This window comes from Cellulosimicrobium funkei (assembly GCF_001019615.1).
Taxonomy (GTDB): domain Bacteria; phylum Actinomycetota; class Actinomycetes; order Actinomycetales; family Cellulomonadaceae; genus Cellulosimicrobium; species Cellulosimicrobium cellulans_E.
On record NZ_JNBQ01000047.1, the window covers coordinates 1 to 22,437 of the forward strand.

Sequence of the window (22,437 nt, forward strand, 5' to 3'; positions counted from 1 at the left end):
ACGGCGGCGTCAGCCGCGCGAGTCCTCCGCCGCGCGCACGACCTGCTCGAGCCACGCACGACGCGCGGTCAGCGCGGTCTCGAGATCCTTGACCGCGCGTGCGTCGCCGCGGCCCTGCGCGGCCGCGAGGTCCGCCTCGAGCCCCTCGATCGCGGACTCGAGCTGCGCCGCGGCGCCCTCGGCGCGCGCCCGCGTCTCAGGGTTGGTCCGCGTCCACTGCGCCTGCTCGGCGTCGCGGACGGCGTTCTCGACGGCGCGCAGGCGGCCCTCGACGCGCTGCAGGTCGCCGCGGGGCACGCGCCCGGCCTCCTCCCAGCGCTCCTGGAGGTCGCGCAGCGCGGCCTTGGCCGCACCGAGGTCCTTGACCGGGACGAGCTTCTCCGCCTCGGCCAGCAGCGCCTCCTTGACCTCGAGGTTGGCGGCGTACTCGGCGTCGGTGGCCGAGTTCACCGCGTCACGGGCCTGGAAGAACGTGTCCTGCGCGGCGCGGAACCGGGCCCACAGCGCGTCGTCGTCCTTGCGGCTCGCGCGACCCGCGGCCTTCCAGCGCGCCATGAGGTCGCGGTACGCGCCCGCCGTCGGTCCCCAGTCGGTGCTGGACGACAGCGCCTCGGCCTCGGCGACGAGCTTCTCCTTGGCCGACTTGGCGGAGGCGTTGCGCTGCTCGAGCTCGGCGAAGTAGTGCCGGCGCTCGCGGTCGAACGCGGTCCGCGCGTGGCTGAACCGCTTCCAGAGCGCCTCCTCGCTCGCCCGGTCGATGCGCGGGCCGGAGCGCTGCGCCTCCTTCCAGCGGTCGAGCAGGCCGCGCAGCTCCTCGCCGGCGGGCCGCCACTGCATGCGGCTCGGGTCGGTCGCGGCGATCTTCTCGGCCGCCTCGATGATCTCGGTCCGGGCCTCGAGAGCGGCCGCCTTGGCGGCGGCGCGCTCCGCCTCGAGCTGGCCGCGGCGCTCGGCCGCGGCTCCGCGCAGCGACTCGACCTGCGCGCGCAGGCCGTCGAGGTCGCCGACCGCGGACGGCTCGGCGGTCTCCTCGGTCAGCCGGGCGATCGTCTGGTCGATCTCCTTGACCGAGAGGTCGGTGCTCGTCAGGCGCGCCTCGAAGAGCGCGACCTTCGCCTGGAGGTCGAGGTAGCGCCGCACGTACAGCGCGAGCGCCTCCTCGGCGTCGACACCGGGGAACTGACCCACGGAGCGCTCGCCCGCGCTCTCGCGGACGTAGACCGTGCCGTCCTCGTCCACGCGACCGAACTCGGCCGCGGCCTTCGCGGCCGCGGAGTCGTCGGAGAGCGCCGGGACCGCGGGCACCTCGGGCACGGACGCCGCAGCGGCCGGGGCGCCCGCGGCTGCCGGGGCGGGCTTGCGCGGCGGGTGAGGCACGGCGGACGGCTTGGGGCGGGGGCCCGGTCGCGGTGCGGCGGGCTTCGGCGCCGCCGGGGCCTCGGCCTCGGCGACGGTCTCCTCGGCGACGGCCGCCGTCTCGGCGACGGCGTCCGTCGCGGGTGCCGGGTCGTCGGTCGCGGGCGTCTCGGAGTCCTGCGCCTCGGCGGTCGGCGCGTCGGTCGGCTCGGCCGCCGGCGCGTCGTCGGTGACGGGCTCGGCGACGTCCGGAGCGGTCTCCTCCGCGCTCGTCGCGGTGTCCGTCGCGGTCTCGTCCGTCGCCTGCTCGGCCGGGACGTCGGGCTGCTGCTCGGCGGCGGGCTCGTCCGTGGGCTCCTCGTCAGCGGGGGCCGGGGTCTCGGTCGCGCCGGCGGTCCCGTCGGCCGCGTCGGTGGCGGCGGGGGCGTCCGTCGGCTCCACGTCTGTCGCGTCGACCCGTCCGGTCTCGCTCGCCTCCGCGGGCTCCGGTGCCGGTGCGCTCGCCTGGTCCTTGGCGGGATCGCTCACTGGGTCTCAACTCCTTCGATGGTGACCGGGGTGGCGGGGGACCCGTCGCCGGATCCGTCCTGCGTCCCCGCGTCAGCGACTGCCTGGACGACGTCCAGGCCGGACGTGATGGTGCCGAACACCGTGTAACCACCCGCCGCGTCGGACGGGATGGTCGAGTCCTCGTAGACGAGGAAGAACTGGGAGCCCATCGACTCGCCGTCGCCGCCCTGGCGGGCCATGGCGACGGTCCCGGCCGGGTAGACGTCGTCGGACGGGGCGTTCTCGATGGGGCCGAACGAGTAGCCGGGGTCGCCCGTGCCCGTGCCGGTCGGGTCGCCGCACTGGAGCACGTAGATGCCCGACGTGGTGAGGCGGTGGCACGAGGTGCCGTCGAAGTACCCGGACTCCGCGAGGGAGACGAAGCTCGCGACGGCCTGCGGGGCCGCCGCGCCGTCGAGCGTGAGCGTGAGGTCGCCGGCGCTCGTGGTGAGCGTCGAGGTCCAGTCGCGCCCCTCGGCGGCGGAGGCGGGAGGCAGCGTGTGCTCGCCGGAGGCGGACGGCGCGGTGCCGTCGCCGCCTGCGTCGGTCCCCGGCGCCTGGGTGGCGGACAGCGCCCACCACACGGCGACGCCGATCACCACGAGCGCCGCGACGACGCCGACGATCGACCAGGTCCGCTGGCGCTTCGCGCGGAGCTGGGCCACGTGACGGTCCCACTTCTCCTCGCGACGGCGCGCCTGCTCGCGCTCGCGACTCTTCGTCGACACCCCAGCTCCTTCGTCCGGCGCCGTCGTGGCGCGCACGGTCGACCCCGGTGCGGCCGCGGTCGGTAGGGGACAGTCTAGGCACCGAGCGCCCTGGTGGCGGGTGGATTTGCCGTGCGCAGGTCACGGTCCGGTATCGACCGGCCGGGTGCCCCGCAGGTCCCGAGCACGCGGACGGCGACCCGCTGACGCCCCGCGGGCTACCCTCGGGCGCGTGGACCGACCTTCCGGCACGACGCCGTCGCCCCCGCCCGACGACGCGTCGGGCGCCCTCGCGATGACCCTGCACGTCGTGGTCGCGCCCGTCTTCGGGACCAACTGCACGGTCGTGAGCGCGCCGAGCGGCGACTGCGTGGTGGTCGACCCGGGCGCGGGGACCGCCGACGACGTCGCCGCCCACGTCGCGTCGGCCGGCCTCGTGCCGCGGGCCGTGCTCGCGACCCACGGGCACGTGGACCACACCTGGGACGCGGCGGTGCTCGCCGACCGGTTCGACGTGCCCGTCGTCCTGCACGTCGCTGACGCGTACCGGCTCGCCGACCCGTTCGGCAGCCTCGAGCACGGTTCGCCCACCGGCGACCGGGGCGAGCGCTCGCTCGTCTCCGGTCCGCTCGGCGCGGCGCTCGCCGCGGCCGGGGCCCGTCCGGGGGACTACCGCGAGCCCGCGCGCGTGGAGACGTTCGACCTCGCCGCGGGCGAGGAGGGGGAGCTGCGCTGGGGCGACGTCGTGCTGCGCGCGGTCGGCGCACCGGGCCACACCGAGGGGTCGACCCTCTACCTCGTGGGCGAGCCGGGCGCGGGGATCGTGCTCAGCGGCGACGTCCTCTTCGCGGGGTCCGTCGGTCGCACGGACCTGCCGGGCGGGGACGGCGCGACGATGGCCCGCACGCTGCGCGACGTCGTCGGGCGCCTCGACCCCGCGTGGGACGTGCTGCCAGGGCACGGCCCCGCCACCACCGTCGCGCGCGAGCTCGCGACCAACCCGTTCCTCGCGGGCTGACACGCCCCGGGCGCGCGCGTCCGTCGGGCGGACGATGCGGACCTCCGTGCCGGTGTCTGGGAAGATCTGACCCATGGCCAGGCCCACACCCCTCTCCGGTTTCCCCGAATGGCTCCCCGACGGCCGGATCGTCGAGCAGCACGTCCTCGACACCCTGCGCCGGGTGTTCGAGCTGCACGGGTTCGGCGGGATCGAGACGCGCGCGGTCGAGCCGCTCGACCAGCTCCTGCGCAAGGGCGAGACGTCCAAGGAGGTGTACGTCCTTCGCCGCCTCCAGGAGGAGGCCGGAGAGACGGAGGGCGCGAGCAGGGGCGACAAGCAGCTCGGCCTGCACTTCGACCTCACCGTCCCCTTCGCGCGCTACGTGCTCGAGAACGCCGGGCACCTCGCCTTCCCCTTCAAGCGCTACCAGATCCAGAAGGTGTGGCGCGGCGAGCGCCCCCAGGACGGGCGCTTCCGGGAGTTCACCCAGGCGGACATCGACGTCGTCGGCGCGGGCGAGCTGCCCTACCACTACGAGGTCGAGCTGCCGCTCGTCATGGCGGAGGCGCTCGGCGCGCTGCGCGACATCGGCGTCCCCGCGGTCCGCGTCCTGGTGAACAACCGCCGCGTCGCCGAGGGCTTCTACCGCGGCCTGGGGATCGACGCCGTGGACGAGGTGCTGCGTCAGATCGACAAGCTCGACAAGATCGGCCCCGAGAAGGTGGCGGCGCTCCTCGTCTCGGAGGCGGGCACCACGACCGAGCAGGCCGAGGCCTGCCTCGCGCTCGCCGCGATCAGCGGCAGCGACACGGGCGTCGTCGACCGCGTGCGGGCGCTCGCGTCCCGGCACGGCGTGGAGAGCGACCTGCTCGAGACCGGGCTCGGCGAGCTCGGCGCCCTGATCGAGGCCGCGAGCGTGCGCGCACCGGGCGTCGTCGTCGCGGACCTCAAGATCGCGCGCGGGCTCGACTACTACACGGGCTCCGTCTACGAGACCGTGCTCGTGGGTCACGAGCAGCTCGGGTCGATCTGCTCGGGCGGCCGCTACGACACGCTCGCGTCCGACGGCGCGAACACCTATCCCGGCGTCGGCCTGTCGATCGGCGTGTCCCGCCTCGTCTCGCGACTGCTGTCCGCGGGCCTGGTCCGGGCGACGCGCTCCGTGCCGAGCGCCGTCGTCGTCGCGGTGACGAGCGAGGAGACGCGCGACGCGTCCGACGCCGTCGCGTCTGCCCTGCGGTCACGGGGCGTCCCGGTCGAGGTCGCGCCGGCCGCCGCCAAGTTCGGCAAGCAGATCCGCTACGCCGACCGGCGCGGGATCCCGTTCGTCTGGTTCCCGGGGCGCCTCGAGGAGGACGGGACGCGCTCGCCGGACCAGGTCAAGGACATCCGCTCGGGCGAGCAGGTGGACGCCGACCCCGCGACGTGGGAGCCGCCGGCCGAGGACCGCTTCCCGCGCGTGGTGCCGGCGGCCGGCTGACCGAACGGCGGTGGTCCGCACGCCCGGCGCGAGGGGAGGCCACGTGGCCGGACCGGTCGAGCTCGCGCTGCCCTTCACCGGGACCTGGCTCGTGCAGAACAGTCCCGCACGCCGCGTCCCGAGCCACGGGACGCACCTGTTCGCCACGACGTACGCGATCGACTTCGTCGCGGTCCGCGGCCGCCGCACCGCGGACGTGCGTGACTGGCGCACCGCCCTGGGCACCGAGCCGCCGGAGCGGTTCCTCGCGTTCGGCCTGCCCGTCCTCGCCCCCGCCCCCGGGGCCGTCGTCGCGGTGCACGACGGCGAGCCCGACCACGAGGCCCGACGCTCGCCGTCCGCGCTGCTGGGCTACGCGCTCACGCAGGCGTCCCGGGCACGCGCGGGCGGCGCGGCGCTCGCGGGCAACCACGTGGTGCTCGCGCTCGACGCGCCGGGGGTCTTCGTGGTGCTCGCCCACCTGCGGCGTGGGTCGGTCGCGGTGCGTCCGGGACAGCGGCTGACGACGGGCGACGTGGTGGGCCGGTGCGGGAACTCGGGCAACTCGACGCAGCCGCACGTGCACGTCCAGGTCATGGACGGTCCAGACGCCCACGTCGCGCACGGCCTGCCGCTGGCGTTCCGCGACTACCGCGAGCACGGCCGCGACGGCCGGACGGGCACGGTCGCACTCGGGGTCCCGGTCGAGGGAGCGGTGGTCGAGCCCGCCTGAGGCGGTCCGGGTCCGCCCGCCGCGGCGTCCTCAGGCGGTGAGCGCGCCGATCCCCCTGAGCCACCCCGCTACCACCCCGACCGCGACGAGCGCCCCGGCGAGGGCGAGCACCGCGCCCGCCGCGACGACGTCCGGCACGCCCAGGGGCACGGGGCGCGACGTCGTCCGGGGGCCCGAGCCCAAGCCGCGCGACTCGAGCGCGACCGTCAGCCGCTCGGACCGGCGCACCGCCCCGACGAGGAGGGCGAAGGCTGCCGCGCCCAGCGACCGCGGGGAGCGAGGGAGACGGCCGCGACGTCGCCGCGGGTCGCGCACCGCCTGGGCGCAGCGGATCGTGTGCCAGGCGTCGGGAAGCTCGACGAGGAGCCGGTGCGCGGCGAGCACCGCGAACGTCCAGGTCGCCGGGAGGCGGGCGTGCTCGTGCAGGCTCGTCATGAGGCGCACGGGGTCGGTCGTGAGGACGAGCACGAGCGACAGCGCCCCGACGAACAGCGTGCGCAGGGCGAGCGCGGCACCGATCGTGAGCCCGTCCGCGCCGACCGTGAGCGGCCCGAGCACGACGTCGTCGCCGCCCGGCCGGGTGACGACGTTGACGACGAGGAGGCTCGACGCGAAGACCCCGAACGGGACGTGGGCCAGCGCGAGCGTGCGCACCGGCACACGACCGAGCGCGAGCAGGGCTGCGACCGTCAGCAGCCAGGCCGTCGCAGGGGTGACCGGGTCGGTGACGAGCAGCGCGCCGGTGGACAGGAGGAGCACGGTGGCGAGCTTCACCGTCGGGTTCCAGAGTTCGAGGACGGACGGAGAGCGTGCGGTCACGGGGCCACCTCCGCGGGGACGAGCGACCCGGGCTCCGGGGCGCCCGACCCTCCGTCGCGCGCGACGGCGTCGCACGCGGTGTCGAGCGCTCGCACGAGCGCGCCCGGGTCGACGCCGCGCGCACGGCCGGTCCGTGCCCACCAGTCGAGCAGCGGTGGGCGGCGCAGGCCCGCGAGCGCGCACAGCGCGTCGTCGGCGAGGACCGTGGACGGCTCCGCGACCGTGGCGAGCGCGCCGTCCACGATCACGGCCACCCGGTCGGCGACCGCCGCGACGAGCGAGAGGTCGTGCGAGACGACGACCACGGCGCCACCCGCGTCGGCACGCCCCCGCAGCACGCGGACGGCCGCGTGGGCCTGGGCACGGTCCAGGCCGAACGTCGGTTCGTCGGCGAGGAGGACCGGCGGGTCGAGCACGGTCGCCGTCGCGAGAGACAGGCGCCGCTGCTCGCCGCCCGAGAGCCGGTACGGGTTGGCGTCGGCGAGGTGCGCGAGCCCGAACGCGGCGAGGGTCCGGGCGACGCGTGCGTCGACGTCGTCGAGGCGGGCGAGCCGCGCCGACCAGGCGACCTCCTCGCGCACGGTGCGCGCGACGAGCTGGTGCTCGGGGTCCTGGAAGACCATCGCGACGGGATCGCCCGTCGCGGTCGCGACCTCGCCCGTGGTGCGCTCGAGCCCCGCCAGGCCGCGCAGGAGCGTCGACTTGCCGCCCCCGTTGGGCCCGACGACGGCGAGCACCTCGCCCGCGCGGACGTCGAGGTCGACGTCGCGCACGACGGGGCGCTCGCCCCGGCGGGTGCGTCCCGCGCCGAGGCCGCCCCGGTGGACGGCGAGCCCGCGCGCCCGGAGCACGACCGGGCGCGCTGCTGCCGGGGTCGCGTCCAGAGGCCGGTGCGTGGTCGTCGAGCGCACGGGCGAGGCTCGCACGAGGTCGACCAGCCAGTCGTCGGTCTCGGGCGAGCCGAGCGGCCCGGGGGCGCCCGCCTGTTCCAGGCGGACAGCGAGCGGCAGCCAGCACCCCAGGTCGGCGAGGTCGCGCGGGTGCTCGCGCAGGACGCGGTGCGTGGGGCCGTGCGCGACGACCCGGCCCTCACGGTCCAGCACCAGGGTGGCGCCGGGGAGCGCCCCCAGGTCGTCCAGGCGGTGCTCGACGAGCACGACGGAGCGGTGGGGGAGCCTGGCGGGCGCCCCCTCGCCGTCGGGCCCGGGTGTCCGGGCGAGGCCGGCGACGAGCGACCCGACCTCGTGGGCGGCGGCGGGGTCCAGGAGCGCGGTGGGCTCGTCGAGGACGACGAGCTCCGGGTCGGCGACGAGCGCAGCGGCGACCGCGACGCGCTGCGCCTCGCCGCCCGACAGGGCGTGGGTCGGGCGGTCGTGCAGGTGCGCGGCGCCGACCGCGGCGAGCGCGCTGGCCGCGCGGTCGTCCATGGTGCGGGGATCGGCGCCGCGGTTCTCGAGCGCGAACCGCAGCTCCTCGTCCACGCGTGCCAGGCAGAGCTGGTCGCCGGGCCGCTGCTGGACGAGGCCCACGCGGGCGGCGAGCACGGGCGGCGGCACGTCGCGCGGGTCGAGCCCGGCCACGCGCAGCCCGCCCGCGACGGTGCCCGGGAGCGTGTGCGGGACGACGCCGACGAGCGCGCGCAGGAAGGTCGACTTGCCGCACCCGGACGGGCCGAGCACCAGCAGGCTGGTCCCGGCCGGGACGGAGACGTCGACGTCGTCGAGCACCCGGGCGCCGTCGTGCGCGAGGTGCACGGTCAGGTCGTCGGCCGTGACGGCGTCGGGCGGGGCGGCCTCGGGCGTGCCGGAGGCGGCGCGCTCAGCCACGGCGGGCCGCGCCGATCGCGAAGGCGTCGAGGGCGCCGGTGCGGGCGAGCGCGTCACCCAGGAGGCGGGCCGTGAGGCCGCACAGCACGACGCACGACACGACCTGGACCCCCAGCCGGAGCATCGCGTAGTCCTGCCCGAGCCAGCCGAAGCGCACGGCGTTGAAGGCGAACGTGACGAGCGCGGCGCTCACGCCGCACGCGACGAACACCCACCAGCCGAACCGGCGGTAGCGCGTGAGCGCGAACGGCAGCTCGGCGCCGAGGCCCTGGACCAGGCCCACGAGGAGCAGGAGCGGCCCGGCGGGGGAGGCGAGGAAGACGACCTCGACGAGCGCGGCCAGGGTCTCGGCGAGGATGCCGACGCCCGGCTTGCGCACGATGTACGTGGCCAGCGGTCCGACGACGATCCACGCGCCCGCGAGGACGTTCGCGGCGAGGTCCGCGAGCGGGCCCATCGCGAGCTGCAAGGGGGCCCAGAGCTGCACGAACGCCCAGTACACGAACCCGAAGACGACCCCGAGGACGGCGATGAGCACCGTCTCGTGCAGGGTCAGGCCCCGGCGGCGCACGGCACGCCGGGGCGTCGCCGGGCGCGCGCGTCCCGTCGTCCCGGTGGTCGGGTCGTCGGTCGTCCCGACGGCCGCCCCGGGGGCGGCGCTCGGGGTCGTCTGCTGCGGGGTGGTGCGGGGCTCGGCCATGCGGATCCCTCCGTCGGGCCCCCGGGGCGAAGGGTGCACGACGGCACGCCACCGCCTCGGCCCGCACGCACGGCCCGGGCGCGGGGCGCGCGGGCACGAGCGCGCAGGGGACGGTGACGTCGGCCCTGCTCCCTTCGCTGGTACGAACCAGATCAGGTTCCACGGGTCTGCAGGAGGGACGGGTGTCCGGCCTGCACTCTCAGCGCTCGTGCGCTCCCCGGGGGCGTTCGGCCCCGACCCTAGGGCCTCCGTGCGCTCTCGACAATCCCGGTGTCTCAGCCCGCGGGACGGTGCGGGACCGGTCACCACGTCCCGCTCGCGAACCTGGGGCTCCTCACGGCGTGGGCCGCTCCGGACGCCGACCGAGCGGCGCACGCCCGACCTCGGCGACCTTGACTCGCGATCGAACACCTGTTCGAATATCCGGGTGAGATGGGACGGACAGGCGCTCGGCGCGGACGACGGCGCGCTCCCCGGGCTGGAGCGCGTCGGCCTCGTGCGCAGCGTGCGCACGCCCGAGTTCGCGGGGATCACGTTCCACGAGGTGACTGCCAAGAGCGCGCTGTCCAGGGTCCCGGCGATGTCGCGCATGCCGTTCCGCTGGACGGTCAACCCGTACCGGGGCTGCAGCCATGCGTGCTCCTACTGCCTCGCCCCGTCGACCCCCGTGCTCCTGGCCGACGGCACCCAGCGCCCGATCGGCGAGCTGCGTGTCGGCGACGAGATCCTGGGGACCGCGCCGCACGGCGCGTACCGGCGGTACGTACGCACGCGTGTGCTCGACCGCTGGACCACCCGCAAGCGCGCGTACCGCGTGACCCTCGCGGACGGCACGCGGCTCGTCGCGAGCGGCGACCATCGGTTCCTCACGGAGCGCGGCTGGCGCCACGTCGTCGGCGGCCCGGGCCGCCGCGCCCACCTCGCGCTCGGCGACGTGCTCGTCGGCCCGGGCGCCGCGGCGCTCGCTCACGAGGGTGCCGCGCTCGAGGGGCGCGACGTCACCGGCGGCGACGCACTGCGCGTCGACTCGCTGGAAGCCCTCGACGGGCCGGGGAAGGAGACCGAGCTCGTCGACATCACGACCGGCACGCGCGACTTCGTCGCGGCGGGGGTCGTGAGCCACAACTGCTTCGCGCGGCCCACCCACGAGTACCTGGACCTGGACGCGGGCGAGGACTTCGACCGCGAGGTCGTGGTCAAGGTCAACGTCGACGACGTGCTGCGCGCCGAGCTCGGCCGGCGGTCGTGGGGCCGCGAGGCGGTCGCGCTCGGGACCAACACCGACCCCTACCAGCGGGCCGAGGGCCGCTACCGGCTCATGCCCGGCATCATCGACGCCCTCGCAGGGTCCGGCACGCCGCTGTCCGTCCTCACCAAGGGGACGCTGCTGCGCCGCGACCTGCCGCTGCTCGTCGACGCCGCCTCGCGCGTCGAGGTCGGGATCGGCGTCTCGCTCGCGCTCCTCGACCCGGCGCTCCAGGCGAGCGTCGAGCCGGGCACCCCGTCGCCCCGCGCCCGGCTCGACCTCATCCGGGCCGTCCGCGAGGCGGGGCTCCCGTGCGGGGTCATGGTCGCGCCCGTGCTGCCCTGGCTGACCGACTCGACCCGCGCGCTCACCGACCTGCTCGACGCGGTGAAGGACGCCGGCGCGACGGGCGTCACCGTCCTGCCCCTGCACCTCAAGCCCGGCACGCGCGAGTGGTACATGGGCTGGCTCGCGCGCGAGCACCCGCAGCTCGTGCCCGGGTACGAGCGCGTCTACGCGCGCGGCACGTACGCCTCGAAGGCCTACCGGTCGTGGCTGTGGGACCGCGTGCGCCCGATGCTCGAGGCGCGCGGCTTCGCGGTCTCCGGGCACCGCGGTCCCGCGGGCGTCGAGGGTCGCTACCGCCGGGGCGAGCTCGGCGGTCTCGGCGACCGTCACCATGATGCGGGGCCGCCGACGGACGGCGCCTACCCGGCCGGGAGCCTCGCGGGGACGTCCCCGGAGCCCGACGGGCCCGGTCACGACGGCGCCCTCGCGGGCATGCCGGTCGACGGCGGGGGCCTGGACGTCGTCGGCGGGGGAGTGGAGCAGGTCCTGTTCTGACCCGGCGTGGAGGGCCACGCGAGACGCCGACCGGGCGACGCCGCTACCCATGGCGCGCCCTGTGCGCGGCTCAGGAGGTCCGGTCGCCGTGCGGGACGGCACCGACCCGGACGATGTCCGTCCGTGCCACGACCCGGTCCCGGACGTCGGCCAGCGCCACGCGGGCGGGGTCGGCCAGGTACGCGGCGAGCGCGTCGTCGTCGGGCATCTCGATGACCTGGACCTCGGTCGGCAGCGCCGCGTCCTGGCCGGGCAGTGCGCGCACGCGCGACAGCACGCGGCCGCCGTAGACCGGCACCAGCGCGAGGACGTCGTCCTCGTACTCGCGCAACAGGTCGGCGTTGCCCTCCGTGGGCCACAGCAGGACGCACAGGGTCACGTTCGCCTTCACCGTCACGCGTCGCACCCTACGCTCGCGGCGTGAGCAGTCCGGACGAGAGCCCGCGCGGAGGCCCCGACCACGCGCCTCGGCCGCGATGGCCGTCGGTAGCGACTCCGTTCGGGGCCGTCCGGTTCCACACCGAAGGGCTGCCTCTCGGCGACGTGGGCGCGGAGCCAGAGCCCCTGAGCCCTGGCGCTCGTGCCGTGCGCAGCGCCGGCGAGATCGCCGACGTCCGCCTCGTCTGCGGCCCGTTCGACGGGACCGTCCCCGAGGGCTACCCGCCGCTCCTCGCGGCATGGGGCGCGGTCTGGCACGTGCGCGCTCGCGGTCGCCTCGCCCCGTTCCGGCTCAGCGCCGGGCTCGACCAGGTCCCCGCCTCGTGCTCTGCGGCGGCCGACGAGGGGCAGTACCTGTGCGCCGTCTCGATCGACGACGGCACGACGGAGCTGACGATCGGCGGTGACGACGAGGAGTCGCTGCGGCTGCGGTCCCGATCCGCCGACCTGCTCGCGCGCTGGTGGGCGTGCGTGCCGTACCGGCCCGGCACGGCCGAGTGGGAGAACGACGGGCTGGTGAGCACCGGAGCCCTCGACCGGGCACGGGGAGTCTTCTGGAGTCTTCCGGGGCTGGAGCCCGGGGAGGAGTGCGTCGTGCACGCCGCCGTCGCCTGGTCGGTGCTGGACGTGGAGCGCCCGTCCACGTGGTTCGCGGTCGATGTCAGCACGAGATGGCTGCTCGACGAGCTCGTCAGGCCTCCGCGAGGCGTGCCGGGAACCCGCCCGTCGCGACCGGGCCCCAGCGCGTGATCGTCAGGCGCACGAGCGACTTGCCCTGCGTGACCATCGCGGCGCGGTACTCGTCCCAGTCGGGGTGCTCCCCGCTGATGGATCGGTAGTAGTCGACGAGCGGCTCGACGGACTCGGGCAGGTCGATCACCTCGGCCTCGCCGTCGACCTGCACCCACGGGTCGGAGAAGCGCTCGCCCAGCGAGAGCAGCGACGCGCGCGGGTCGCGGCGCACGTTGACGGCCTTCGCGCGCTCCGGGTACGTCGACACCACGATCCGGCCCGCGTCGTCGACCCCGTACGTCACCGGGCTGAGCTGGGGTCGGCCGTCGGCGCGCGTCGTGACCAGGACGCCGTCGTGCCGGGACCGCAGGAACTGCTCGAGCTCGTCGCGCTCGACGCGCCGGTTCGTCGCGATGGTGCGTGCCACGGGGTCACCCTCCTCGTGCGGACGGCGGGCCGATCGGCGCACGCCGGTGCGCCGGCCCGGACGCGCGACGCGGTCGGCGCCCTGGCGGCGCGGCGGCACCGCCACGGTATCCGGTCGAGCCGCCCGCCCGCCCGCACTAGACTCGTCCGGACGCGCGCCCGCCCCCGGGAGCGCGACCCCCACCGCCCACCTGGAAGGAACCCTCCGTGCTGCGCACCCGAACGGCCGGCTCACTGCGGGCCGAGCACACCGGTCAGACCGTCACCCTCACGGGCTGGGTCGACCGTCGGCGCGATCACGGCGGCGTCGCCTTCATCGACCTGCGGGACGCCTCCGGGATCGCCCAGGTCGTCATCCGCGACGAGGCCGTCGCGCACCCGCTGCGCAACGAGTTCGTCCTCCAGGTGACCGGCGAGGTCTCGCGCCGCCCCGACGGCAACGAGAACCCGTCCCTGCCGACGGGCGAGATCGAGGTCGTCGCGAGCGACGTCGTCGTGCTCAACACGTCCGAGGCGCTGCCGTTCCAGGTCTCCACGGCGCTCGCGGACACCGAGACGATCGGCGAGGAGGCGCGTCTCAAGCACCGTTACCTCGACCTGCGCCGTCCCGCCCCCGCGCACGCGCTGCGCCTGCGCGCCAAGGTCAACCAGGCCGCGCGCCGCGTGCTCGACGCCGAGGAGTTCGTCGAGATTGAGACGCCGACCCTCACGCGCTCGACGCCCGAGGGCGCGCGCGACTTCCTCGTGCCCGCGCGCCTCGCGCCCGGTTCCTGGTACGCGCTGCCGCAGTCGCCGCAGCTCTTCAAGCAGCTGCTCATGGTCGCGGGCATGGAGCGCTACTACCAGATCGCACGCTGCTACCGCGACGAGGACTTCCGCGCCGACCGCCAGCCCGAGTTCACGCAGCTCGACGTCGAGATGAGCTTCGTCGAGCAGGACGACGTCATCGCCCTCGCGGAGAAGATCCTCGTCGCGCTGTGGGAGCTGATCGGGTACACGATCCCGACGCCGATCCCGCGCATGACGTTCCACGACGCCATGCGCCTCTACGGGTCGGACAAGCCCGACCTGCGCTTCGGCAACCCCCTCGTCGAGCTCACGGACTACTTCAAGGACACGCCGTTCCGCGTGTTCCAGGCGGAGTACGTGGGCGCCGTCGTCATGGCGGGCGGGGCCTCGCAGCCGCGCCGCCAGTTCGACGCCTGGCAGGAGTGGGCCAAGCAGCGCGGCGCCCGCGGGCTCGCGTACGTCACGTTCCAGGAGGACGGGACGCTCGCCGGTCCGGTCGCCAAGAACCTGTCCGACGCCGAGCGCGAGGGCCTGCGTGACGCGACCGGCGCGCAGCCGGGCGACGCGGTGTTCTTCGCCGCGGGCAAGACGTCGGACTCGCGCGCGCTGCTCGGTGCCGCGCGCCAGGAGATCGCGAAGCGCACGGGTGCCATCGACGAGGACGCCTGGGCGTTCGTCTGGATCGTCGACGCGCCGCTGTTCAAGCCGACGGGCGAGGACGACGACGTCGACCTCGGTCACTCGGCCTGGACCGCCGTGCACCACGCGTTCACGTCGCCCACCCCCGACTGGGTCGACACGTTCGAGCAGAACCCGGGCGAGGCGCTCGCCTACGCGTACGACATCGTGTGCAACGGCAACGAGATCGGCGGCGGCTCGATCCGTATCCACCGCCGCGACGTGCAGGAGCGCGTGTTCGACGTCATGGGCATCGGGCCCGAGGAGGCTCAGGAGAAGTTCGGCTTCCTCCTCGACGCGTTCAAGTTCGGCGCGCCGCCGCACGGCGGGATCGCGTTCGGCTGGGACCGCATCGTCGCGCTGCTGACGAAGTCGGACTCGATCCGCGACGTCATCGCGTTCCCGAAGTCGGGTGGCGGGTTCGACCCGCTCACGCAGGCCCCGGCGCCGATCACGCCCGAGCAGCGCAAGGAGGCGGGCGTCGACGCGGAGCCCGCATCCCCGGCCCGCGACGGCCAGGAGCGCGACGACGCCTGACCCCGGTCTCTGCCGAGGGCGTGCCACCCGTCCGGGGGCACGCCCTCGGCGCGTCCAGGCCCGTGGGTGGTCGTGGTCGCCCTCGTCGTCGTGGCAGATCTTGAGCCGATCCTGAGGTTCCGCTGCGTCGACGCGGCGCCTGCGTCGCGTCGGGACGCGCAGAGTCGGTCTCGTAGATCCCTCCCGACACACGAGGCCATGATGACCGCACTGATGACCGACCGGCCTCCGGCCGGCGTCGGCCAGCCCGCGCCGCTCGGCAAGGAGCTCGACCGCTACCACTTCACCCCGGACGACCTCGTCGTGCACGAGCCGGTGCGCCGCTCGACGATCGGCGCTGTCATCCCCGCGTACAACGAGGGTTCGACGATCAAGGCGGTCCTCAAGGGCCTCCTGCGCCAGACCCGCGTCCCGGACGCGGTGCACGTGGTCGTCAACAACACCAGCGACCGCACCTTCGCCAAGGCGTCGAAGCTCGCCGGCGAGCGCACAGTGCGACGCCGTGGCGTGGAGCAGACGACGCGCGTCTACGTCCACGACCTCGGCGCCCTCCCCGACAAGAAGGTCGGTGCGCTCAACTACGGATTCCGCCTTGTCCAGGGCGCGGACTACCTGCTCGGCGTGGACGGCGACACCGTCATGGCCAAGGACGCCGTCGAGCGGCTCGAGGCCGAGATGGCCTCCGACCCCCGCATCGGCGGGATCTCGGCCATCTACACCGTGGACAACGTGTCTCCGCGCGGCGCGGTCGCCCGGTTCCTGCTCACCGGGCAGCGCGCCCAGTTCGCCGCGTTCAACATGCAGAACCTGCTGCGCGGCCGGAACATGGCCGTCCTCGGCGGCCAGGCGTCCCTCTTCCGGATGTCCGCTCTCGACGCCGTGATGCGCGCCCACCACCAGCGCCACCCCTGGGTCTCCGACTCGGAGGTCGAGGACTCCCTCCTCAGCCTGCAGATCAAGTCCCTCGGATACTCGACGAAGATCTCCGCGACCGCGCGTGCCACCGTCGGCGGCATGACCACGCTCCGGGCGCTCGACGGCCAGCAGGTCAAGTGGAACTACGGTGCCATCGACCTGATGTGGCCCGGGCAGCGCGGCGACACGCGGGGCCAGCCCTTCCATCCCCACCTGCGCCTGCGGTGGATGGAGAACGTCGGCATGCTCGTCAACGCCGTCACGCGCCTCCTCTTCGGCCTGCTCGTCGCCGGAGCGCTGAGCTTCCACGCCTTCGAGTTCTCGCCGGTCTGGCTCGTCCCGCCGGTCGTCGCCGTGGCCCTGAACGTACGGACCGCCCTCTCGATCAAGGACCGCACGTGGCGCGACGTGCTGTTCGCGGCCACCCTCGTGCCCGCGGAGCTCTACATGTGGATCCGGGTCGGGCACTTCGCGCGCGCGTGGGCGAAGTTCCTCGCGCGGTCGCGGACGGACAACTGGGCGGCGCAGGCGAAGGCGGAGCGCGGAAGCGGCTGGGCGTTCCTGAGCCCCTTGCTCGTCGCCCTCGTCGGGCTGGTCTTCGTGCTCTGGGCCTGGACGATCCTCCCGCCGGACGCCCGGTCCTCGGTGCTGGCCGTCGGGTGGCCGGTCCTCGGGATCGTCACCATCGCCCAGACCGTCTTCATGCTGCGCCGGCTGGTGCGGCGCCATCACGGACTCGTCGCGTGAAGGACGACCTGCGCAGGGCCTGGACGGCGCTCGCGGACGACCTCGACGGGGACGCGCAGGCGGTCCGACGCTTCTTCGTGGCCTACCGGGATCTCCTCGTCCCGCGGATCGAGGCTGCGGCCGCCGCGCTGGCCCGCGGTGACGAGGGGGAGGCGCGCCGCATGCTCCTGACGGTGCGGTCCACGTCGCTCATGGTGGGTGCCGAAGAGGTGGCCGCGGCGGTCACGCGCGTTCTCGACCGGAGCGGTGTGCGCCGCGTCGCGGACGAGCGCCGGGCGCTCGACGAGCTGCGTGCCGTCGCCCGCACCGTGCTCGAGGAGGTGACCTGGCTGCTGAGCGACCCGCCGACGACGCTCGGTCAGCCCATCGGGTCGAAGCGGTAGCCGACCCCTCGTACCGTGCGGATCCATCGCGGCGTCGTCGGGCCGTCGCCGAGCTTGCGGCGGAGGTTGGCGACGTGGACCTCCACGCTGCGGCGGTCGGCGTCCGTGACGTAGGTGCCGGCGTCGTACTCCTCTCCCCACAGGACGCGGACGAGCTCGTTCCGGCTCACGACACGGCCCGACGCCTCGACGAGCGCGCCGAGGATGTCGTACTCGCTGCGCGTGAGGTGGACCGCCGAGCCGTCGACCGTGGCGGTCCGCCGCGGCACGTCGAGAAGGAGGCCGTCCGCGCCGACGAGATCCGGCTCGCCGGGCGGCGGGGCCGTGCGCGGCCGGTCCACGCCCTCCGCGGGCGTGCCGTGGCGTGGTCGCCGCAGGAGAGCCTCGATGCGGGCGCGCAGCTCGCGCGGCCGGAACGGCTTGGTCTGGTAGTCGTCCGCGCCGGCGTCGAGACCCAGGAGCGTGTCGATCTCGTCGGTGCGCGCCGTGAGCATGACCACGTACGTGTCCGACACGCGGCGGATGCGACGGCATACCTCGAACCCGTCGATGTCCGGGAGGCTGACGTCGAGGGTCGTCACCACAGGGTCGGTACGCCGGACGAGCTCGACGCCCTCGACGCCTGTCGCCGCCGCCTCGGTCGTGAATCCCGCCTGTCCGAGCACCGTCTGGAGGAGTTCACGGATCTCCGCGTCGTCCTCGACGATGACCGCGGTGCGGTTGTCGTCCGCCATCCGTCTCCCCCCGTGTGACCGGTGTGCTGCCGACCACCGTAACCGCAGGTGGCGGTGCCCGCGCACGAACGACACCCGACAGGGCCTCTTCCGGGCGGGTGATCTCAGTGCGTGATCGCGAGCTTGCGGTGCACCCAGCGCAGCGGGCGGGGTGCCCACCAGTTGAACCGGCCGAGCAGCGTCATCGTCGCGGGGACCAGGAGCAGGCGGACGATCGTCGCGTCGATGAGCACCGCGACGGCGAGCGCGAACCCGACCTCCTTGATGACGAGGAGGTCTCCGAAGACGAAGCCCGCGAACACGACGATGATGATCGCCGCCGCGGACGTGATGATCCGGCCGGAGCGCTGGAGCCCCAGGCGCACCGCCTCGTCGTTGGGGTGCCCGGCGTCGTAGAGCTCCTTGACGCGCGCCAGCAGGAACACCTCGTAGTCCATGGCGAGGCCGAACGCGAAGGCGACGACGAGCGCGACCACGTACGTCTCGATCCCCCCGACCGAGGAGAAGTCGAGCAGGCCCTCGAGGTGCCCGTCCTGGAACACCCAGACGAGCACGCCGAGCGAGGCCGCGAGCGAGAGCGCGTTCGTGAGGAGCGCCTTGACCGGCACCACGACGGACCCCGTCATGAGGAACAGCAGCGCGAGCGTCGCGCCCACGACGATGCCGACGGCCCACCACACGCGCTCACCGAGCGCGTCGAGGAAGTCGACCTGGCCGGCCGCCTGCCCGGTGACCCACACGTCGAAGGCGCTGTCGGTCGCCCGCACCTCGCGCACGACCGACACCGCCTCCGGCCCGCCGGCGTCGTCCGCGTCGACGTGCACGCCCACGACGGCGTAGTCGCCGAGCGGTGCCGCGGGGTCGACGCTCGTGACGCCGTCCAGCCCGGCGACCTCGTCCGCCCACGCCTGCGCCTCCTCGACGCTCGCGTCGACCACGGCCACCACCTGGGCGCTCTCGCTCGAGGGGTACTGCGCGGCGAGCTCGTCGACGAACTCGCGTTGTGGGGAGCCCTGGGGGAGCAGCTCGATGCCGGAGTTGCGCATGTGCAGCCCGAGGACGGGCAGGGCGAGGACGACGAGCACGACGACCGTCGTCAGCAGCACCCACACCGGGTGACGCTGCACGCGCGCCGCGAGCCGGGAGAACGCGCCCTCGTCGGACTGCACGTCCGCGGTCCGGGCGAGCACGCGGCGCAGGCCGGGGACGCGGCCGAGGACGCCGGGCTTCGCGAGGCGGCGGCCCGAGAACGCGAGCAGCGCGGGGACGAGCGTGAGCGCCGTCGCGACGGCGACGAGGACGACACCGAGGCCGCCGGCGCCGACGGACCGCAGGATGTCCGGGCGGAACACCATGAGCCCGGCGATCGAGATCGCGACGGTGAGCGCGGAGAACGCGACGGTGCGGCCCGCCGTCTCCATCGTGCGCACGAGCGCCGCGTGGACCACGCCGTCCCCGCGGCGTCGCCGCAACGCCGGGTCGTCGCCGGCCTCGATGAGGCGGTGCAGCTCCTCCCGGAACCGAGAGACGACGAGCAGCCCGTAGTCGATCGAGAGCCCGAGCCCGAGCAGGGTGACGACGTTGACCACGGACGCGTCGACGTCGAGCACGTACGTGAGGCCCAGCAGCACGCCGAGCCCCGTCCCGATGGAGGCGACGGCCCCCGCCATCGGCATCGCGGCCGCGAGGAACCCGCCGAAGACGAGCACCATGATGAGCAGCGCGACCGGCAGGGCGAACTTCTCACCGGTCGTGAGGTCCTCCTCCACCTGGCCCGTGATGGCGTCGACGATGAGCGCGTTCGACCCGACGAGCCCCGTCGCCTCCCCGGCGGCGTCGGGCGCGGCCTCCGCGAGGACGCCGGGCACCGCGTCGAGCTGCTCGACGACGCGCTCGGCCACGGCGTCCGTGCGCTCGGCGTCGAGGTCCGTGCGCAGCGTCACCACGGTGAGGAACCCGTCCCCGTCGCTCGCGACGAGCGACTGCGCGGCCGGGTCCTCCACGCCGCCGGGGATCACGTACGGGTTGATGACCGTGTCCACGCCCTCGATCGCGACGAGGTCCGCGTTCACCTCGGTCATGGCCTCCACGACCTGCGCGTCCGCCGGGTCGACATCGCTCACCAGCAGCGTGATCTCCGGGCCGCCCTCGTCGTTCTCGGCGAGGATCTCGGTCGCGCGCTCGCTGTCCGACCCGGGGATGGAGGGCGCCCCCGTGGTCACCCGGTCGAACACGCTCTCGCCGTGCACGCCGAACAGCGCGAGCGCGAAGCCGAGCCCGGTGAGCACGACCCACACGACGACCGTGAGACGGGGATGACGGGCGACACGACGACCGAGGCTCGAGAACACGAGCGCCAGCATCCCATCCGCCCGCGCCGCGTGTCAGATCCCTCGCGACGCTGTGGACGACGCTCACCCGACCTCCCCACACCGACGGCGTCCGGGAGCGTGGGCGGCGGTGCGTAGGCTCGGGGCATGTCCACCGGTGATCTGTTCGGCGGCGACCTCTTCGGCGCCGCCACCTCCGGCGCGCAGGGCACGCCGCGACCCGGACCGGGGGCCCCGCTCGCCGTGCGCATGCGTCCCGCCGCCCTCGACGAGGTCGCGGGCCAGGCGCACCTGCTCGTCCCCGGCTCGCCCCTGCGGCGACTCATCGAGTCGGACGCGTCCGGCGGCCGTGCCGCGCCCGGCTCCGTCATCCTCTGGGGCCCGCCCGGCACCGGCAAGACGACGCTCGCCTACCTCATCGCGACCGCGTCCGGCCGCCGCTTCGTCGAGCTCTCCGCCGTCACCGCGGGGGTCAAGGACGTGCGCACCGTCGTCGAGGACGCCCGCCGCCGCCTCGCGACCGGCGGCGACGAGACCGTCCTGTTCATCGACGAGGTGCACCGCTTCTCCAAGTCCCAGCAGGACGCGCTCCTGCCGAGCGTCGAGAACCGCTGGGTCACGCTCGTCGCGGCGACCACCGAGAACCCGAGCTTCTCCGTCAACTCGCCCCTGCTCTCCCGCTCGCTCCTGCTCACGCTCCAGCCGCTCGGGGACGACGACGTCCGCGCCCTCGTGCGCCGCGCCGTCGCCGACGACCGGGGGCTCGCCGGCCTCGTCGCGCTCACCGACGAGGCGGAGGACCACCTCGTGCGCCTCGCGGGCGGCGACGCGCGCAAGGCGCTCACCGTGCTCGAGGCGGCGGCCGGCGCCGCGCTCTCGGACGCCCCGGTCCCGGTCGCCGCGGCAGCCTCGGAGGACGCGGCTGCCGACGGGGACGGCGAGCCCGGGACGGACCGCGCGTCGTCCGGCCCCGTGAGCGTCGACCTCGAGGCCGTCGAGCGCGCCGTCGACGTCGCCGCCGTGCGCTACGACCGCGACGGCGACCAGCACTACGACGTCGTGTCCGCGTTCATCAAGTCGATGCGCGGCTCCGACGTCGACGCCTCCCTGCACTACCTCGCGCGCATGATCGCGGCGGGGGAGGACCCGCGCTTCATCGCCCGGCGCATCGTCATCGCGGCCGCGGAGGACGTCGGCATGGCCGACCCGTCTGCGCTCCAGACCGCCGTCGCCGCCGCCCAGGCCGTCCAGCTCGTCGGCATGCCCGAGGGGCGGATCGTCCTCGCGGAGGCCGTCGTGCACCTCGCGACCGCGCCCAAGTCCAACGCCGCCTACCTCGGGATCGACGCGGCGCTCGCGGACGTGCGCGCCGGGAAGGCCGGGTCCGTCCCGACGCACCTGCGCGACGCGCACTACCCGGGCGCGAAGCAGCTCGGGCACGGCACCGGCTACCGGTACGCGCACGACGCGCCCCACGGCGTCGCGGCGCAGCAGTACCTCCCCGACACCCTCGTCGGGTCGCGGTACTACACGCCGACCGACCGCGGCTACGAGCGCCAGGTCTCCGACCGCCTCGGGCGGATCCGGGACATCCTGGCGCAGGACGAGCCGGTGCGCTGACCTGCCGGGGATCGCCACCTCGGGGGTGCGGTAGACTTCTCAGGTTGCCTTCACGGCGACCACCTGGGACCTCGGCCCCGACCCGCCGTCTCTCCCCTCGGAGAGGCGCGTGGTCCATCGGCTGGTCCCGCACCCGGACCCGACCTCTCGGGACCAGGTGTGACGTCAGTACACACACGACAGGAATGAGATACCGCTGTGACGTCTGTCAAGCGCTCGCGCCGCCAGGTCCGCCTGAGCCGCGCCCTGGGCATCGCCCTCACCCCGAAGGCCGTCAAGCACTTCGAGAAGCGCCCGTACCCCCCGGGTGAGCACGGCCGCGCCCGCCGCCGCACTGAGTCGGACTACGCGGTCCGTCTCCGTGAGAAGCAGCGTCTGCGCGCCCAGTACATGCTCCGCGAGAAGCAGCTCGCGCGTGCGTACGAGGAGGCCCGCAAGGACAAGGGTCTGACCGGTGAGGCGCTCGTCGAGAACCTCGAGACCCGCCTCGACGCGCTCGTGCTGCGCGCCGGCTTCGCCCGCACCATCCTCCAGGCGCGCCAGGCGGTCACGCACCGCCACATCCTCGTCGACGGCAAGATCGTGGACCGCCCGTCGTTCCGCGTGAAGCCCGGCCAGACCCTCCAGGTCAAGCCGAAGAGCCAGGCGACGACGCCGTTCCAGGTCGCGGCCGCGGGCGCGCACCGCGACGTCCTGCCGGCCGTCCCGGGCTACCTGGACGTCCAGCTCGAGAAGCTGAGCGCGATCCTCACGCGTCGCCCGAAGCGCGCCGAGGTCCCCGTGCAGTGCGAGGTCCAGCTCGTCGTCGAGTACTACGCTCGCTGACCCTCGCTCCGGACGCCTCGCTCACCGCTTCGTCGGCGAGCGAGG

The 22,437-nt window shown here is 74.8% G+C and carries 19 protein-coding genes and 1 riboswitch; of the genes, 10 read left to right on the top strand and 9 right to left on the bottom strand.

The features are described from left to right. Positions 1-9: 9 nt before the first annotated feature. Positions 10-1,884, bottom strand: coding sequence for a DUF349 domain-containing protein (locus FB00_RS19065; protein ID WP_082141520.1), 1,875 nt, complete (start codon positions 1,882-1,884; stop codon positions 10-12). After that, positions 1,881-2,633, bottom strand: a complete 753-nt coding sequence (locus FB00_RS19070) for a peptidylprolyl isomerase (RefSeq protein ID WP_047234503.1) — start codon at positions 2,631-2,633, stop codon at positions 1,881-1,883. The genes FB00_RS19065 and FB00_RS19070 overlap by 4 nt, the downstream gene beginning before the upstream one ends. 211 nt (positions 2,634-2,844) lie before the next feature. Between FB00_RS19070 and FB00_RS19075 the strand changes: the two genes are divergently transcribed. The 3 genes from FB00_RS19075 to FB00_RS19085 all read left to right on the top strand — a co-directional run bounded on the left by FB00_RS19075 (position 2,845) and on the right by FB00_RS19085 (position 5,804). Continuing rightward, complete coding sequence (locus FB00_RS19075; protein ID WP_331386755.1) at positions 2,845-3,630, top strand: MBL fold metallo-hydrolase; 786 nt, start codon at positions 2,845-2,847, stop codon at positions 3,628-3,630. Between the two features lie 73 nt (positions 3,631-3,703). Further along, the gene (gene hisS, locus FB00_RS19080; RefSeq protein WP_047234504.1) at positions 3,704-5,092 is read left to right on the top strand and encodes a histidine--tRNA ligase; all 1,389 of its coding nucleotides are present in this window, start codon (positions 3,704-3,706) and stop codon (positions 5,090-5,092) included. A gap of 43 nt (positions 5,093-5,135) precedes the next feature. Further along, positions 5,136-5,804: a M23 family metallopeptidase gene (locus tag FB00_RS19085; RefSeq protein WP_047234505.1), complete on the top strand. Its 669-nt coding sequence runs from the start codon at positions 5,136-5,138 to the stop codon at positions 5,802-5,804. Between the two features lie 30 nt (positions 5,805-5,834). Here the strand turns inward: FB00_RS19085 and FB00_RS19090 are convergent, their stop codons facing one another. From FB00_RS19090 to FB00_RS19100, 3 genes are read right to left on the bottom strand one after another with little or no spacing between them, the layout of a single operon-like run. After that, positions 5,835-6,623: an energy-coupling factor transporter transmembrane component T family protein gene (locus FB00_RS19090; protein WP_052877792.1), complete on the bottom strand. Its 789-nt coding sequence runs from the start codon at positions 6,621-6,623 to the stop codon at positions 5,835-5,837. Beyond that, entirely contained in the window at positions 6,620-8,449 is a 1,830-nt protein-coding gene (locus tag FB00_RS19095) for an ABC transporter ATP-binding protein (RefSeq protein WP_052877793.1), read from the bottom strand. The genes FB00_RS19090 and FB00_RS19095 overlap by 4 nt, the downstream gene beginning before the upstream one ends. Continuing rightward, positions 8,442-9,149: an ECF transporter S component gene (locus tag FB00_RS19100; protein ID WP_082141523.1), complete on the bottom strand. Its 708-nt coding sequence runs from the start codon at positions 9,147-9,149 to the stop codon at positions 8,442-8,444. The genes FB00_RS19095 and FB00_RS19100 overlap by 8 nt, the downstream gene beginning before the upstream one ends. A 110-nt stretch (positions 9,150-9,259) precedes the next feature. Next, positions 9,260-9,379: riboswitch (TPP riboswitch) on the bottom strand. A gap of 197 nt (positions 9,380-9,576) precedes the next feature. Here FB00_RS19100 and FB00_RS19105 point away from each other — a divergent pair. Next, entirely contained in the window at positions 9,577-11,238 is a 1,662-nt protein-coding gene (locus FB00_RS19105) for an Rv2578c family radical SAM protein (RefSeq protein ID WP_047234506.1), read from the top strand. Positions 11,239-11,308: 70 nt separating this feature from the next. Here FB00_RS19105 and FB00_RS19110 read toward each other — a convergent pair whose 3' ends face one another. Next, positions 11,309-11,635, bottom strand: coding sequence for a hypothetical protein (locus FB00_RS19110; RefSeq protein ID WP_047234507.1), 327 nt, complete (start codon positions 11,633-11,635; stop codon positions 11,309-11,311). 188 nt (positions 11,636-11,823) lie between these two features. On the opposite strand from FB00_RS19110, the gene FB00_RS19115 reads away from it, so the two are divergent. After that, positions 11,824-12,426, top strand: coding sequence for a hypothetical protein (locus FB00_RS19115; RefSeq protein WP_047234508.1), 603 nt, complete (start codon positions 11,824-11,826; stop codon positions 12,424-12,426). Here the strand turns inward: FB00_RS19115 and FB00_RS19120 are convergent. Further along, on the bottom strand, positions 12,368-12,835 hold the full coding sequence (locus FB00_RS19120) for a PPOX class F420-dependent oxidoreductase (protein ID WP_047234525.1): 468 nt from the start codon (positions 12,833-12,835) through the stop codon (positions 12,368-12,370). The two genes, FB00_RS19115 and FB00_RS19120, sit on opposite strands and share 59 nt — an antisense overlap. 206 nt (positions 12,836-13,041) lie before the next feature. On the opposite strand from FB00_RS19120, the gene aspS reads away from it, so the two are divergent. The 3 genes from aspS (at position 13,042) to FB00_RS19135 (ending at position 16,883) form a co-directional block, all read left to right on the top strand. Further along, entirely contained in the window at positions 13,042-14,838 is a 1,797-nt protein-coding gene (aspS, locus tag FB00_RS19125; protein WP_047234509.1) for an aspartate--tRNA ligase, read from the top strand. 201 nt (positions 14,839-15,039) lie between these two features. Further along, positions 15,040-16,500, top strand: a complete 1,461-nt coding sequence (locus FB00_RS19130; RefSeq protein ID WP_231581949.1) for a glycosyltransferase family 2 protein — start codon at positions 15,040-15,042, stop codon at positions 16,498-16,500. Continuing rightward, the gene (locus FB00_RS19135) at positions 16,497-16,883 is read left to right on the top strand and encodes a hypothetical protein (RefSeq protein ID WP_047234510.1); all 387 of its coding nucleotides are present in this window, start codon (positions 16,497-16,499) and stop codon (positions 16,881-16,883) included. The genes FB00_RS19130 and FB00_RS19135 overlap by 4 nt, the downstream gene beginning before the upstream one ends. Here FB00_RS19135 and FB00_RS19140 read toward each other — a convergent pair. Together FB00_RS19140 and FB00_RS19145 are read right to left on the bottom strand one after the other, a co-directional pair. Further along, on the bottom strand, positions 16,859-17,617 hold the full coding sequence (locus FB00_RS19140; protein WP_047234511.1) for a response regulator transcription factor: 759 nt from the start codon (positions 17,615-17,617) through the stop codon (positions 16,859-16,861). The genes FB00_RS19135 and FB00_RS19140 overlap by 25 nt on opposite strands. A gap of 104 nt (positions 17,618-17,721) precedes the next feature. Continuing rightward, on the bottom strand, positions 17,722-19,968 hold the full coding sequence (locus FB00_RS19145) for an MMPL family transporter (RefSeq protein WP_331386756.1): 2,247 nt from the start codon (positions 19,966-19,968) through the stop codon (positions 17,722-17,724). A 126-nt stretch (positions 19,969-20,094) separates the two neighbouring features. On the opposite strand from FB00_RS19145, the gene FB00_RS19150 reads away from it, so the two are divergent. Then, positions 20,095-21,567, top strand: coding sequence for a replication-associated recombination protein A (locus tag FB00_RS19150; protein WP_047234513.1), 1,473 nt, complete (start codon positions 20,095-20,097; stop codon positions 21,565-21,567). A gap of 198 nt (positions 21,568-21,765) precedes the next feature. Further along, the gene (rpsD, locus tag FB00_RS19155) at positions 21,766-22,392 is read left to right on the top strand and encodes a 30S ribosomal protein S4 (protein ID WP_047234514.1); all 627 of its coding nucleotides are present in this window, start codon (positions 21,766-21,768) and stop codon (positions 22,390-22,392) included. Positions 22,393-22,437: the final 45 nt, after the last annotated feature.

Bases quoted from the DNA above. Each gene is read 5' to 3' on its own strand.
- hisS (WP_047234504.1), top strand. From the start codon at position 3,704: ATGGCCAGGCCCACACCCCTCTCCGGTTTCCCCGAATGGCTCCCCGAC.
- FB00_RS19100 (WP_082141523.1), bottom strand. From the start codon at position 9,149: ATGGCCGAGCCCCGCACCACCCCGCAGCAGACGACCCCGAGCGCCGCC.
- FB00_RS19130 (WP_231581949.1), top strand. From the start codon at position 15,040: ATGACCGCACTGATGACCGACCGGCCTCCGGCCGGCGTCGGCCAGCCC.
- FB00_RS19140 (WP_047234511.1), bottom strand. From the start codon at position 17,617: ATGGCGGACGACAACCGCACCGCGGTCATCGTCGAGGACGACGCGGAG.
- FB00_RS19150 (WP_047234513.1), top strand. From the start codon at position 20,095: ATGTCCACCGGTGATCTGTTCGGCGGCGACCTCTTCGGCGCCGCCACC.